The following is a 15,561-nucleotide window of genomic DNA, read 5'->3' as shown; positions in this document are numbered from 1 at the left end:
AGAAAAACAATTTGATCAGGGGTAAGCGGTTTCAGGTTGTTAAAATTAAAACAAGTAAAAATAAGTGTTGACAAAGGTTTTAGAAACAGATATAATCTTTTCAACATCAAAAATATCTAACAGCTATGACCAAGAGAAAGATACCGTAGGTCTTTATTCCAGAGAGTTGGCGAATGGTGTGATGCCGACAATAAAGGGGTATGTAATACTCACTTGCGAGCTGCTGACCTGAAAGTTTACCAAACTAGTAGGGGAAGCCGTTATCCTATAACAGGAGTGTCAGCGTTAAATGACTAGGGTTAAGAAGGACAGTCGTCCATTCCGACCTGAAGAGGAAATGACCGCGAGGTTGTTTTAAAGAAGAGTGGTACCGTGGATATGTATATATTATCCGCCTCTTTTTATACAATGACAGAATTGTATACAAAGAGGCGGTTTTTTTATATAAAAAATTATTCTTAAGAGTTTTTTAGGAGGAACTAAAAAAATGGCAACATTATTTTATGACAAAGATTGTAATTTAGGTTTATTAGACGGTAAGAAAGTAGCTGTTATCGGTTATGGCAGCCAGGGCCATGCTCACGCTTTAAATATGAAGGAATCCGGTGTGGATGTGCGTATCGGTTTATATGAAGGCAGTAAATCCTGGCCTAAGGCTGAAGCGGCTGGCCTGACAGTTAAAACTGTTGCCGAAGCTGTAAAAGAATCTGATGTTATCATGGTATTGCTTCCAGATGAAAAGCAGGCTCAGATTTACGCAACCGAAATTGAACCGAATCTGGAAGACGGCAATTACCTGGCATTTGCCCATGGCTTTAACATCCACTTTAAACAGATTGTTCCACCAGCAGGTGTAAATGTATTTATGATCGCGCCAAAAGCTCCCGGTCATACTGTAAGAAGTCAGTTCGAAAAGGGCGAAGGTGTCCCAATGCTGATCGCCGTTGAACAGGATCCATCTGGAAATACTCATGATATCGGATTAGCTTACGCAAAAGCCATTGGCGGCGCAAGATCCGGTATTCTGGAAACCAGCTTCCGTGAAGAAACTGAAACAGATTTGTTTGGCGAACAGGCTGTTTTATGTGGCGGGGTTACAGCTTTAATGAAAGCAGGCTTTGAAGTGCTTGTGGAAGCTGGCTATGAACCAGAAAGCGCATACTTCGAATGTATTAATGAAATGAAACTGATTGTTGACCTGATCTTCAAAGGTGGCTTCTCTATGATGCGTTACTCCATCTCTGATACCGCTGAATATGGCGACTATGTAACAGGCTCAAAAATTATTACTGAGGACACAAAAGAAGCCATGAGAGAAGTATTAAGAGACATTCAGGAAGGTACTTTTGCTAAAAACTGGTTACTTGAAAACAAATGCGGCAGACCATATTTCAATGCCAAGAGACGGATTGAATCGGAACAGCAGCTTGAAAAAGTCGGCGCGGAATTAAGAAAGATGATGACCTGGGCTGACTGATTGTCCAGTTAACGCTTATTCACTAAGAAGGCAGAAGGTTATCCTTTTGCCTTCTTTCATAAAATAAACAAATTGCTAAAATCCCTTCGTAATGGAGAGTAGAAAGAGGAACAAGAATGTCCGAAAAAATAATTTTATTCGATTCTACCCTTAGGGATGGAGCCCAGGCAGAAGGAATCTCCTTTTCTGTAGAGGATAAAATTCGGGTACTGGAAACGCTGGACCGGGTAGGTATTGATATCATCGAGGCAGGGAATCCCGGATCAAACCCAAAGGATATCGAGTTTTTTGAACGCGTTAAGGATATCGAACTGAAGCATTCAAAGCTGTGCGCATTTGGCAGCACGAGAAGAAGCAGCATTGGTGTGGAAGACGATACAAATTTGCAGGCGATTATCCAGGCGGATACACCGGCTGTTGCCATTTTTGGAAAAGCATGGCCTTTCCATATTACGGAGATTATTAAAACGACGCTGGACGAAAACCTCGCGATGGTTGAGGATACAATGGCTTTTCTAAAAGCGAATGGGAAAGCTGTAACCTTTGACGCAGAGCATTTCTTTGATGGTTATAAGATGGACCCGGCATATGCCATTGAGGTTTTAAAAGCGGCTGAACGCGGCGGAGCTCAATGCGTCGCCCTTTGTGATACCAATGGCGGAACCCTCCCCATGGAAATTATGGAGATTGTAAAGCATGTTGCCAGTGAAGTAAATATTGCTGTTGGTATTCACTGCCATAATGACAGCGGTCTGGGCGTGGCAAATAGCATTATGGCGGTACAGGCCGGGGCAAGACAGGTACAGGGAACTTTTTTAGGCTATGGGGAACGGTGCGGAAACGCCAATCTTTCTTCGATTATACCCAATCTTCAACTAAAGCTGGGGTATGACTGCCTGAGCCCAGAGTCACTGGAAAAGCTGACCAGCTCGGCCATCCGTATCGCGGAGATTTCGAATTACGTATTGTCTGGAAGAGAGCCCTTTGTAGGTAAAAGTGCTTTTGCCCATAAGGGCGGCATGCATATTGACGCGGTATTAAAAGCGCCGACCTCCTTTGAGCATATTCCACCGGAATCTGTGGGGAATCAACGCCGGATTCTCATGTCTGAGGTGGCTGGCCGCAGTACGATTATTCAGCTGATTAATGAGATCGACCCGAATCTGACGAAAAAATCAGAGGAAACCACACGGGTGATGGATAGAATTAAAGAGCTTGAGTATCAGGGATATCAATTTGAAGGCGCTGAGAGCAGCATTAAGCTTCTGATCCGTAAGGAGCTTGGAAAATACCGTCCGTTTTTTCAGATCGAAGATTTTAAAACCATTGGTGAAAAGCCAGTCGAAGGTCGTGCTCTCAGTGCCTCTGCCGTTGTGAAGGTCAACGTTGAAGGACAGTCTGAGATTAACGCGGCTGAAGGGGACGGGCCTGTAAATGCTTTGGATAAAGCGCTTAGAAAAGCCTTGGAGATCTTTTATCCAAAGATTAAAGAGGTGCGTCTGACAGACTTTAAGGTACGTGTGATTGATAAAGGCGCGACAGCCTCGAAAGTCCGTGTCCTGATTGAAAGCACCGACGGCGAGGATATCTGGACGAACGTTGGCGTTTCCACTGACGTTATTGAGGCCAGCCTTATCGCGTTAATCGATTCGATTGAGTATAAGCTTCTCAATGATATGGAAAAAAAATTGAAAGAGTTTAAATTTATATAAATCAAGAAGGAGAGTGATCATTTTGGGTATGACAATGACTCAGAAAATATTGGCGGCACATGCCGGTCTGGAATCCGTAAAACCGGGTGATTTGATCATGGCAGACCTGGACCTGGTGTTGGGAAATGATATTACCTCACCAGTAGCCATCAATGTTTTTAAAAATATTAATAAGGAAACGGTTTTTGACAAAGATAAGGTTGCGCTGGTCCCAGACCATTTTGCGCCGAACAAAGATATCAAGGCTGCCGAACAGTGCAAACAGGTTCGCTGTTTTGCCTGTGAACAGGATGTCACCAACTATTTTGAAATCGGCGAAATGGGTGTAGAACATGCACTGCTGCCGGAAAAAGGACTGGTAGTCGCCGGCGACGTGGTGATTGGGGCAGATTCTCATACCTGTACCTATGGTGCATTGGGTGCCTTTTCGACCGGTGTCGGCTCGACTGACATGGCGGTTGGTATGGCGACCGGTAAAGCGTGGTTTAAGGTGCCGCCTGCAATCAAGTTTAATCTGAGCGGTGCTTTTAAGGAAGGCGTTTCGGGAAAAGACCTGATCCTCCACATTATCGGCATGATTGGCGTGGACGGCGCGCTTTATAAATCAATGGAATTTGCCGGCACGGGTGTATCAAATCTGACGATGGACGATCGCTTTACCATTGCCAATATGGCCATTGAAGCCGGCGGCAAAAACGGTATATTCCCAGTTGACGATAAAACCATTGAATATATGAAGGAACATTCCACAAAGGAATACAGAGCTTTTGAAGCAGATGAAGACGCTGAGTACGATGCCGTGTATAATATTAACTTGGCAGAGATCAAGTCTACGGTGGCATTCCCGCATTTACCGGAAAACACTAAAACAGTTGATGAAATCACTGAACCGGTCAAAATTGACCAGGTTGTTATCGGCTCATGTACCAATGGCCGTTTCTCAGATTTTAAAAAAGCCGCAGATTTGATGCGGGGTAAACACGTGGCCAAGGGGATCCGTGTTTTGATTATCCCGGCAACCCAGCAGATTTACCTGGATTGTATGGAAGCAGGCTATTTAAAAGACTTTATTGAAGCAGGCGCAACGGTGAGCACACCGACCTGCGGGCCGTGTCTGGGTGGACATATGGGTATTCTGGCAGCGGGAGAACGTTGTGTTTCCACAACAAACCGTAACTTTGTTGGACGTATGGGCCATGTGGATTCCGAAGTCTATCTGGCAAGTCCGGAGGTTGCGGCGGCATCTGCTATTCTGGGCCGTATTGCTGGACCGGAAGAATTATAAAAAGGAGGAACGCATCGATGAAAGCAAAAGGAAAAGTATTTAGATATGGCAACAACGTTGATACAGACGTTATTATACCGGCAAGATACCTGAACACCAGCGATCCTCTGGAATTAGCAGAGCATTGCATGGAGGATATTGACAAGGAGTTTGTTAAGCGTGTTGAAGACGGGGATATTATAGTCGCTGATGATAATTTTGGCTGTGGCTCTTCAAGAGAGCATGCGCCAATTGCCATCAAAGCCTCGGGCGTATCCTGCGTCATCGCCAATAGTTTTGCGCGTATTTTTTATCGCAATTCCATTAATATCGGCCTGCCGATTCTGGAATGTCCAGAAGCGGTGGCGGCTATTGAAGCGGGCGACGAAGTAGAAGTGGATTTTGACTCTGGCGTTATCACTGACGTGACCAAGGGACAGAGCTTCCAGGGGCAGGCCTTCCCTGAATTTATGCAGAAGCTGATCGCAGCGGGCGGACTTGTAAATTACGTCAACGAAAATCTCATTTAGCTTCATTATATAAACTGGGTTTTCAGGCTATATTTTGAAAAAATTTGAGTAAGATACAGAGGAGAAAAATCAATGAATTATAAAATAGCAGTTATTAAAGGGGATGGAATCGGCCCTGAAATCGTAGAAGCCAGCATGAAAGTACTGGATAAAATTGGCGAAAAATACGGTCATACCTTTGATTATACAGAAGTTCTGGCAGGAGGCGCGGCCATTGACGCCTGCGGCACACCGCTGCCTCAGGAAACAGTGGATATTTGTAAAGCCAGCGACGCGGTATTATTAGGTGCTCTCGGCGGTCCGAAATGGGATAATCTGCCAGGGGACAAGCGTCCGGAGGCCGGCCTTTTAGGCATTCGCAAGGCTCTTGGCCTGTTCGCAAATCTGAGACCAGCGATGCTTTTTGAAGAGCTGAGAGATGCCTCGCCGTTAAAATCTGTGATTATCGGCGATGGTCTGGACGTTTTGGTTGTCCGCGAACTGACCGGTGATGTATATTTTGGTGAAAAGAAAAAGGACGGCGATTTCGGTGCTTCGGACTTAATGAACTACACCCGGCCAGAGGTGGAAAGAATTGCCCGTGTGGCCTTTGACAGTGCGAGGAAACGTGGCGGAAAGGTAACCAGTGTCGATAAAGCAAATGTCCTTGAAACCTCGCGTTTCTGGCGCTCAGTTGTTCTTGAAATTGCCAAGGAATACCCGGATGTTGAGTTGGATCATCTGTATGTTGATAATGCGGCGATGCAGCTTGTTATTAATCCACACCAATTCGATGTTATTTTAACAGGAAATCTTTTCGGGGATATTTTATCCGATGAAGCGAGCATGCTTACAGGCTCCATTGGAATGTTGCCCTCTGCCAGCCTTGGCGAAGGTAAGTTTGGCATGTATGAACCGATTCACGGTTCTGCGCCGGATATTGCAGGGCAGGATAAAGCCAACCCGATTGCCACTGTACTGTCCGTCGCAATGATGCTGCGATATTCTCTCGGCCTTACAGCCGAAGCGGATAATATTGAAGGCGCAGTGAAAAAGACCCTTGCTCAGGGATACCGTACTGGTGATATCGCCAACGAAAATAGCGACGTTGTTGGCTGTGTGGAAATGGGTGAAAAAATTATTTCTAATTTATAATAAATATGAGGAGAAAAAATATGCGTAGTGATTCCGTAAAATCAGGAATGCAGAATGTGCCGAAGCGGGCGCTTCTGAGAGCGCTTGGTTTAACAGAAGAAGAAATGACAAGGCCTCTAGTTGGCGTCGTTAATTCTTTTAATGAAGTGGTTCCGGGTCACATGAATTTAGATAAAATTACAGAAGCGGTAAAGGCCGGCGTTCGTCTGGCTGGCGGGGTTCCTCTGGAATTTCCCGCAATTGCCGTCTGCGATGGGATTGCCATGGGACATCAGGGCATGAAGTATTCACTGGTTACCCGTGACCTGATCGCCGACTCCACCGAGGCTATGGCAATGGCTCACGCCTTTGATGCTATGGTAATGATTCCGAACTGTGATAAAAATGTTCCGGGCCTTTTGATGGCGGCGGCTCGTCTTAATCTGCCGACCATTTTTGTCAGCGGGGGCCCGATGCTGGCCGGCCGTGTAGGCGATTTAAGAACAAGCTTTTCCAGCATGTCTGAGGCCGTTGGCTCTTACACGGCTGGAAAAATGTCCAAAGAAACGCTGGAAGAATACGAATGCAATACCTGTCCGACATGCGGTTCCTGCTCGGGGATGTATACTGCCAACAGCATGAACTGCCTGACCGAGGTTTTAGGTATGGGTCTGCGTGGCAACGGCACGATTCCGGCCGTTTATTCCGAACGTCTGCGCTTGGCTAAACGTGCGGGTATGCAGGTTATGGAGCTTCTTGAAAAAGATATTCGCCCGAAAGATATTATGACTGAGGATGCATTCAGGAATGCTTTGACAATGGATATGGCACTGGGATGCAGCACAAATTCGATGCTGCACCTGCCGGCAATTGCCCATGAGTGCGGAGTAGACCTGAATCTGGAAATTGCCAATGAGCTCAGCGAAAAAACACCGAATCTGTGCCACCTGGCACCAGCGGGCCATACTTATGTCGAAGACCTGAACGCTGCTGGCGGAATCTATGCAGTTATGAGTGAAATCAATAAACTTGGCCTGTTAAAGACCGATTTAATCACCGTCACAGGAAAAACAGTGGGTGAAAATATTGAGGGGGTTCAGAATATGAATCCTGAGGTCATCCGCCCAGTGGAGAACCCTTATAGTAAAACAGGCGGCATTGCCGTACTGAAAGGAAGTCTGGCACCAGATACCTGTGTGGTTAAGCAGTCCGCTGTGGTGCCGGAAATGCTTAAGCATGAAGGCCCTGCCAGGGTGTTTGAAAGCGAAGAGGCAGCGCAGGAAGCCATTAATAATGACCAGATCAATCCTGGCGATGTCGTGGTTATCCGATATGAAGGGCCGAAAGGCGGCCCGGGTATGCGCGAAATGCTGAACCCGACCTCAGCCATTATGGGAAGAGGGCTTGGAAGCTCTGTTGCATTGATTACAGACGGCCGTTTCAGCGGCGCTACAAGAGGCGCCTGTGTCGGTCATGTTTCACCGGAAGCAGCGGCCGGCGGTCCAATTGCTTTCGTAGAGGAAGGCGATACCATTGCCATTGATATTCCCAACCGCAGCATCGAGCTGAAGGTGAGTGAGGAAGAACTGGCTAAACGTAAGGAAGGCTGGACACCAAAAGAACCAGACATTAAAACTGGTTACCTGGCCCGTTATGCGAAGCTTGTATCTTCTGCAAATAAGGGAGCTATTCTAGAATAGTCAGGGTTAGCGGCTGCTATAAAATATCGTACTGCCAGATATTACTTCTGGCAGTACGATTGATTTATATTTGTTGTTAACCAGAGAAATAGAGGAGAGAACTATGAAAAAAGCAGAAAAATTATTAGGATCAGAGATTGTCGTACGCTGTCTCGAGGAGCTGGGAGTTGAACACGTTTTCTCTTTTCCGGGCGGCGTTGTCATACCACTTTTTGATGCTTTCTATCGGATGGATCATACAATCACCCAGATCGAGCCCTGTCATGAACAAAATGGTGTTCATGCAGCTGATGGATATGCCCGTGTCAGCGGTAAGGTGGGAGTTGCAATCACGACATCAGGCCCGGGAGCCACAAACGCCATTACCGGGATTGCCAATGCTTATCTGGACTCTGTACCGTTAGTTGTCTTTACCGGACAGGTAGCCCAGTCTCTTTTGGGAAAGGATTCCTTCCAGGAAATTGATATTGTCAGTGTGACAATGCAGATCACAAAACACAGCTTCCAGGTCAGGGATGTTTCGATGCTGGCGCCATCTATTTATGAGGCCTTTAATATTGCCTCTACGGGCCGTCCGGGCCCTGTTGTCATTGATATTCCAAAGGATATTTTTATGACTGAAACAGAGTATATCCCCCTGAGCGACGAGCGGAAGCCTGTAAACTATTTTCCGACACCAAGCCGGGACGCATTGGTCCGCTCGGCAGAGTTTATTAATCGGGCAGAGCGCCCTATGATTTACGCTGGTGGCGGTGTATTAAAATCGGGCGCAAGCGAGGAGCTGGTTGCCTTTGCCGAAAAAGCAGGCATTCCGGTCGCCAATTCTCTGATGGGGTTGGGCTGTATCCCGAGAGATAATCCGCTTTCACTGGGCTTTGTCGGGATGCATGGTTCTCAGGAGTGTAATCTGGCTGTGATCAACTGTGATACACTGATCGCCATTGGCGCTCGTTTTAGTGACCGTGTTACCGGAAATATCAATGAATTTATGCGGGATAAAAAGATTATTCATATCGATATTGACCCGACAGAGTTTGAAAAGAATATTCAAGTCAATGTACATATACAGGCAAACATTAAGGATGTGCTGCCGGCGCTTTCTAAGCTGGTAGAAGAAAAGAAACATCCAGAATGGTACAAGCAAATCGCAGAATGGCCGCTGCCCGAACGTCCTAAGGATGAGTATAATCCTAAAAATATGCTAGAGCACATCAACCAGGTTTTTGAGGATGCGTATGTTGTAACTGAGGTTGGGCAGCATCAGATGTGGGTTGGCCAATACTGGAAATTCAAATTTCCGGGCCAGTATGTTACTTCCGGCGGTCTGGGAACCATGGGCTTTGGCCTGGGTGCGGCAGTGGGTGTTCAGCTTGCTAAACCGGATAAGGATGTTATCCTGGTTGCAGGCGATGGAAGCTTCCGTATGAACTGCCAGGAACTGATCACGGTGAAACGCTATAATCTGCCCATTAAGATATTCCTGTTTGATAACCAGACGCTTGGTATGGTTCGTCAGTGGCAGAAGCTTTTCAATGAAAAACGTTATGCTCAGACTGATTTAGATCAGGGGACGACGGATTATCTTAAGCTGGCGGCTGCCAGCGGGATCAAAGGCTTTGAGGTTAACACCCTTGAGGAGCTAGATGATGCGCTCGAAAAGATTAAAGAAATGAAGGAGCCTGTTCTTGTTCATTGCAATATTTCCAAGGAAGAGGGCGTATACCCTATGGTTCCAGCTGGAAAACCAATTGACGAAATTTATTATGAATAGAGAGAAGAAGCCTCATGCTTTCATGAGGCTCTTTTTATATGAGATGATATGAGAATATTTCGTTGTTTGTTTAAAAAAAGTAAAAATGGGTATATAATGAAATTGACAAAGACTGTTTTTTAAATTAAAATTATTCTAAAATGTTTTGTTATTGAGAGTAGAAAATTTAAAGAAAGTGGTGAATATTTTGAAAAAATGGAGATGTACAGTCTGCGGTTATATTCATGAAGGCGATGTGCCGCCGACAGAGTGCCCGATCTGCGGTGTGGGACCGGATAAATTTGAATTAATCGAAGAGGAAAAGCCTAAAAGATGGCGTTGCACAGTCTGTAATTATATTCATGAAGGCGATACGCCGCCGGAAAAATGCCCAATCTGTGGCGTAGGACCGGATAAATTTGTGCTGGTAGAGGATGAGCCAGAGGATGGCCTTTCTAAGGAAGAAAAGGATAACCTGCAAAGTCTGTTGTTTAATGTCAGCTATGGACTCTATATCATCTCTTCAAAGGATGGAGACAAGATTAACGGCATGACTTCGAACAGCTTCATTCAGATTACAGACACACCGCTGCGCGGTAGTGTATGCATTAACAAAGGAACCCGTACAGCTGAAATGATCGAAAAATCCGGCGTGTTTGGCGTTTCAGTTCTTGGCCAGAATAACCATGATCTGGTAACTCATTTTGGTTTTCAGAGTGGGCACACTGTAGATAAATTTAAAGATGTTTCCTATATTACAGGTGAAAAAACAGGTTGTCCCGGTTTACCAAATACTCTGTGTTTCATTGAGTTGGAGGTAGAAAAAACAGTTGACCTCGGAACACATAATATGTTTATCGGTAAAGTTGTCGGCGGTGAGGCTTTTCATAAGGCAGAACCAATGACATACGCTTATTACAGGGCAACACGATAAAAAATCAAGAATCCGTCATTTTGACGGATTTTTTTATTTTTCATTGACATTAAACGGGTTTAAATTTATAATTAGTTTCATGCGAAACCATTGATCAGTAAAAAGAGAGGAGAGAATATGTCGGAAGAAATTGTTAAAAATCAGGATAGTTCGTATTTTGCGACTGAGCGAATTGGAAAACTCATCGCTAAATTTGCAGTGCCCTGCGTTGTGTCAATGCTGGTAAATGCACTTTACAATATTGTCGATCAGATATTTATTGGGCAGGGGGTAGGATACCTTGGCAATGCCGCTACAAATGTGGCTTTTCCCCTGGTAACCATCTCTTTAGCCATCGCACTGCTCATCGGTGACGGCTGTGCGGCTTATTTTAGTCTGAAGCTGGGTGAGGGAAAAAATGAGGAGGCTGCCAGAGGTGTAGGAAATACAATTTCTATGCTGGCGCTCGCTGGAATTCTTTTTTTTATTTTTGGAATGCTTTTTTTAAAACCAATGCTTCATTTATTTGGTGCAACAGAAACTGTTTTTCCCTATGCTGAAGCCTATACACGCGTTATTGTTGTCGGCCTGCCCTTTGTACTTGTGGGTGCAGGGCTGAATTCGGTTGTTCGCGCAGACGGGAGCCCGCGCTTTTCCATGGCAGCTATGATAGTGGGCGCCATTATCAATACGATTCTGGACCCGATATTTATTTTTATTTTTGGATGGGGTGTTTCGGGCGCTGCTTTTGCAACAATTCTTGGGCAGATTGCCACCTTTGTTATTACGATGTTTTATCTGGTACGATTTAAAAATATTACTTTAAAAAGTGAGTATCTGAGGCTAAAGGGAAAAATCTGCAAGATGGTCTGCTCATTGGGCATTTCAAGCTGCGTAAACCAGCTGGCCGTTACTGTGGTCGTGATTGTGACTAATAATGTGCTGGCATACTATGGTGCAATGTCACCTTATGGTGCAGAGATTCCCTTATCAGCCATTGGAATTGTCATGAAGGTAAACCAGATTCTGATGTCGATTCTTATTGGCATCGGCGTGGGCTCGCAGCCGATTATCGGCTATAATTACGGTGCGCAAAATTATGAACGGGTGAAGAAAACCTTTTTTATGTCTGCGGGAATTGCAACGGTATTCGCCTGTATTGGTTTTGTGTTATTTCAATTTTGTACGCAGGGAATTGTCAATATTTTTGGGCAGGAGGATGCGCTGTACAACGACTTTGCGCTCAGAACCTTCCGGGTTTTTCTGGCAATCTGCTTTCTGAATGGCTTTCAGATGGTAACTTCGATTTTTTTCCAGGCCATCGGAAAACCTCTAAAGGCTACATTAATATCCCTTTCAAGGCAGATTCTTTTTCTTATACCGCTGTTTCTTATACTGCCGATATTTACAGGCGTTACCGGAGCCTTGTATGCAGGCCCAATTGCGGATGCTATGGCTTTTCTGCTCGCGTTGGTTTTGGTTATGCTTGAAATGAAACATCTTAGCAATTTAATTGCGCAGGATGGGGGAGCGCAATGAATGAAATATAAAAGACAAAAATGTATGCATTAAGCTGATATGCTAAAAGCGAAGCCTGATCCTGGGGCTTCGCTTTTTTGGTTGAGAGGGTAGACGTGTCACGTTTGTGTCACTTTATGGGTGTGAATAATGATAACCTGTATTTTTAAAAGACTCCTAGATTGATATAATTATAATGTAAATTTTTTTGTGGATCATGAAGGAGTCTAAAATGAAAAACTATCCCTACAGAATGAGAACACTGATAGCATTATTATCTGCTATCAGTATGGTGTTATTTATAAGTATCATAGCGCCAAGCGCAGCTTTGGCGGAAGAGAATATTTCTGTTTCGACAGTAGGTGCTTTACAACAGGCTGTTGATCAGGCAGAAGATAACACAACGGTTACGCTTGCTGATAATTTTGTGTTTTCTGATACGGCCATTAATATGCCTGACAAAAATGTATCGATAGATGGCAGCGGTTTAACCTGGAATGCCGGTACTTTTACAATCTCTGGAAATGGTACTGGAAGCTTAACGATTGAAAATTTTAAATTTGACGGCAGCCATATTTCTGGAACCTGTTTAATGAATAAGGCGGGAAATGGAACTGTAATCATTAATAATACAGAGATATTTGATTCGTCAACCGGTGCAATTGGAATCGCCGCCACAGGAAATGCCAGAACAGTCATTTCACACACAAAGATTTACAATAACGAATCGTACAATGCTGCTGCAGCCATTAATATAAGCGGGAACAACACCACTTCGATTGAAATCAATCATGTAACGATAGAAGAGAATACCGGCCTCGGAGCAGGCTATGAATGCGGCGCGATTGCCGCGAAATTTTATAGCGGTGATCTTCGTATAAACAACAGTGTTTTCAGAAATAATATTAATAACTGTATGAATTCGGGCATTACTGGTGGTGGTGGCGGCGCCATGTCTTTTCATTATCTGCGTGGCAATATATCAATCAATGAATCCTATTTTCAGGAAAACAAAACAAACGGCACAGAATCGCCAGTGGCAAGTACCTATGACGGCGGCGCTATTTATATTTTTGATGGACGGGATGGAGCCACTATTACCATTGATAAGACTACTTTTGATAGTAATCTCGCTTATGATGACGGCGGCGCACTGCTCATCCAGGGGACTGGAAACCCGGGATTGACGACAACCATTACAAACTCAACTTTTTATAACAATAAAGCTTATGGACTGACGGGAGGCAATCGCAGCGGTGGAGCAATACAGTTTTTTAAAAACGGCGGCTCCAGCAAAATGACAAATGTGGTTACCAGCTGCACCTTTACGGGAAATCAGTCTGGAAATGAAAAGACCACCGTTGAGCAGAGAGGCGGAGCAGTGGGCCTTTCGGGCGCGGGACTGTTTGCCACAGCTACGGTAACCAACACAAACGCCCTATACATTGGAAATAGCGTATACGACAGTACCGGTGAAGTGAACAATGCCAGTAATTATAAGGATGTTTCGAATACCAGCACGCTTCAGGAAGGGGCATCCAATGTAATAAACGCAGATAGGAGCGCTGTGCCGAAGTATACGACTCAGATGGTTCTGGGGACAGATGATCCGGATTTAGTAAATAATTATTCCAGTATAACAGCAGGTATGGACGGTGAGGTTATAAGGACAATTCCAATTAAGCCGGAGGGGATTGCAGACAATACCAACACAGGCGCGGGCTTATTGCCTGAGGACCAACGTGGTTTTAAACGATATAAGGACAATGGCGCTGTGGAGATGTCCTGGGCAAAGTACAACGCAAATGGCGGGCAATGGAAAAACCTGCCGGAGATGGTTTACCGTGGAGTCGAGTATTACGAGAAAGACAGTAGCGGTGCAGTAGAAAATTACTTTAAGGTAGCCTACGAGGATGGAGAAGTCACCATACCTGAAAATCCTGTCAGAGACGGGTATGTTTTTGACGGATGGAAAAACATGGAAACCGGGGCGATACAAAATGATTGGCCTTTTGTATTGGATGATAATATTATTTTTGAAGCACAGTGGCGGGCCGCTGAATATATAGTCATCTTTGACGCCCAGGGAGGCTCCGCGGTAGCGCCAGTCACAAACGTGGCGTCAGGCTCGCTGATAGCGGAACCAGAGGAGCCGACCTATGAGGGCCAGACCTTTGGAGGATGGTATCGAGAGGCTGAAACCACGACCGCGTGGGATTTCACGTCCGATAAAGTTACGGAGGATATGATCCTGTACGCAAAGTGGATGCCAGTGCCTCGGTATACAGTCACCTTTGACACCCAGGGAGGCTCCGCGGTAGCGCCAATCACAAACGTGGCGTCAGGCTCGCTGATAGCGGAACCAGAGGAGCCGACCTATGAGGGACAGACCTTTGGAGGATGGTATCGAGAGGCTGAAACCACGACCATGTGGGATTTTACGTCCGATAAAGTTACGGAGGATATGATCCTGTACGCAAAGTGGATGCCAGTACCCCGGTATACAGTCACCTTTGACACCCAGGGAGGCTCCGCGGTAGCGCCAATCACAAACGTGGCGTCAGGCTCACTGATAGCGGAACCAGAAGAGCCGGATTATGAAGGCTTGTTTTTTGAAGGCTGGTATAAGGAGGCCGGTACCATAACGCCATGGAATTTTGCGGCGGATACCGTTACAGAGGATATTACCCTGTACGCGAAATGGTCAAAGGTTCTGCTTTATACAGTAACCTTCGATTCACAGGGCGGCTCGGAGGTTGCGCCTGTCGTGGGTATTATTCCAGGCAGCTTTGTCACCGAGCCAGAAGAACCAACACGTGAAGATTTTATCTTTACCAGCTGGTATAAAGAGGCCGAATGTCTGTCCCTGTGGGATTTCAGACAGGATAAGATCAATGATAACATTACCCTTTATGCTGACTGGGAACCTATCCCCCTTGTGCTTTATACTGTAACTTTCGATTCACAGGGCGGATCACCTGTCGTATCCATTCATAATGTTAATGCAGGCTCTGTAATTGCAGAACCTGAGGAACCAAAAATGGAAGGATATGTGTTTAATGGATGGCATAAAGAGCCTGAAGGATTCAATTCATGGGATTTTGAGAATTATACTATAAATGAAGACACGACGCTGTACGCCAAATGGTCTGCCATTTCTGCACCAGAAACTTATACGGTAAGCTTTGATTCACAGGGTGGATCACCAGTGGAGGCGCTTCGTGATATTCCAGGCGGCTCAACGGTTAAAATGCCTACAGAGCCAGTAAGAGATGGTTATAAATTTGGCGGCTGGTTCATTGAGGCGGAAGCCTTGACCGCCTGGAATTTTGATACTGGCCGTGTCAATGGAAATATGACATTGTACGCCAAATGGACCGCTGTTCCGACAGAAAACGGAGATAAAGAAACACATGAAACGTTAATGGCAGAGAATCGGTCTGAAGGCTCTCCTCATACTGGTGTTTTTTCAGGCGTTTCAATATCTGTCATTGTTTTACTGGTCATGGCTTCTGGTGTGGTTCTTGCCATAAGGGTCAGGAAAAGAAAACAAGATTAAAAGCTCCCTTCAAATGATATTTAAA

General features: G+C 45.3%; 10 protein-coding genes. All 10 read left to right on the top strand.

The window, feature by feature from the left end; genetic code table 11:
• Nucleotides 1-487 precede the first annotated feature (487 nt).
• Nucleotides 488-1,477: a ketol-acid reductoisomerase gene (gene ilvC, locus CPZ25_RS05995; RefSeq protein WP_038351264.1), complete on the top strand. Its 990-nt coding sequence runs from the start codon at nucleotides 488-490 to the stop codon at nucleotides 1,475-1,477.
• A 116-nt stretch (nucleotides 1,478-1,593) separates the two neighbouring features.
• On the top strand, nucleotides 1,594-3,189 hold the full coding sequence (cimA, locus tag CPZ25_RS05990; protein ID WP_096920031.1) for a citramalate synthase: 1,596 nt from the start codon (nucleotides 1,594-1,596) through the stop codon (nucleotides 3,187-3,189).
• 22 nt (nucleotides 3,190-3,211) lie between these two features.
• Nucleotides 3,212-4,474 carry a 3-isopropylmalate dehydratase large subunit gene (gene leuC, locus CPZ25_RS05985; protein WP_058694070.1) on the top strand — a complete coding sequence of 421 codons (1,263 nt, stop codon included), beginning with the start codon at nucleotides 3,212-3,214 and terminating at the stop codon, nucleotides 4,472-4,474.
• Nucleotides 4,475-4,491: 17 nt separating this feature from the next.
• Nucleotides 4,492-4,983 (top strand): 3-isopropylmalate dehydratase small subunit, encoded by a 492-nt coding sequence (gene leuD / locus CPZ25_RS05980; RefSeq protein ID WP_058694071.1) that lies wholly within the window; start codon nucleotides 4,492-4,494, stop codon nucleotides 4,981-4,983.
• A gap of 72 nt (nucleotides 4,984-5,055) precedes the next feature.
• On the top strand, nucleotides 5,056-6,117 hold the full coding sequence (gene leuB / locus CPZ25_RS05975; RefSeq protein ID WP_096920032.1) for a 3-isopropylmalate dehydrogenase: 1,062 nt from the start codon (nucleotides 5,056-5,058) through the stop codon (nucleotides 6,115-6,117).
• A gap of 20 nt (nucleotides 6,118-6,137) precedes the next feature.
• Nucleotides 6,138-7,796 (top strand): dihydroxy-acid dehydratase, encoded by a 1,659-nt coding sequence (gene ilvD / locus CPZ25_RS05970; RefSeq protein ID WP_058694073.1) that lies wholly within the window; start codon nucleotides 6,138-6,140, stop codon nucleotides 7,794-7,796.
• Between the two features lie 103 nt (nucleotides 7,797-7,899).
• Nucleotides 7,900-9,567 carry a biosynthetic-type acetolactate synthase large subunit gene (gene ilvB, locus CPZ25_RS05965; RefSeq protein ID WP_074617114.1) on the top strand — a complete coding sequence of 556 codons (1,668 nt, stop codon included), beginning with the start codon at nucleotides 7,900-7,902 and terminating at the stop codon, nucleotides 9,565-9,567.
• 178 nt (nucleotides 9,568-9,745) lie between these two features.
• Nucleotides 9,746-10,480 carry a flavin reductase gene (locus tag CPZ25_RS05960; protein ID WP_224168832.1) on the top strand — a complete coding sequence of 245 codons (735 nt, stop codon included), beginning with the start codon at nucleotides 9,746-9,748 and terminating at the stop codon, nucleotides 10,478-10,480.
• 117 nt (nucleotides 10,481-10,597) lie between these two features.
• Nucleotides 10,598-11,998 (top strand): MATE family efflux transporter, encoded by a 1,401-nt coding sequence (locus CPZ25_RS05955; protein WP_096920033.1) that lies wholly within the window; start codon nucleotides 10,598-10,600, stop codon nucleotides 11,996-11,998.
• Nucleotides 11,999-12,209: 211 nt separating this feature from the next.
• Complete coding sequence (locus tag CPZ25_RS05950; protein WP_167495179.1) at nucleotides 12,210-15,536, top strand: InlB B-repeat-containing protein; 3,327 nt, start codon at nucleotides 12,210-12,212, stop codon at nucleotides 15,534-15,536.
• Nucleotides 15,537-15,561 lie beyond the last annotated feature (25 nt).

Origin of the sequence: Eubacterium maltosivorans (genome assembly GCF_002441855.2) — a bacterium.
Taxonomy (GTDB): domain Bacteria; phylum Bacillota; class Clostridia; order Eubacteriales; family Eubacteriaceae; genus Eubacterium; species Eubacterium maltosivorans.
Note: the sequence above shows the minus strand (reverse complement) of the source record. Positions and strands in the feature narration are given on the sequence as shown.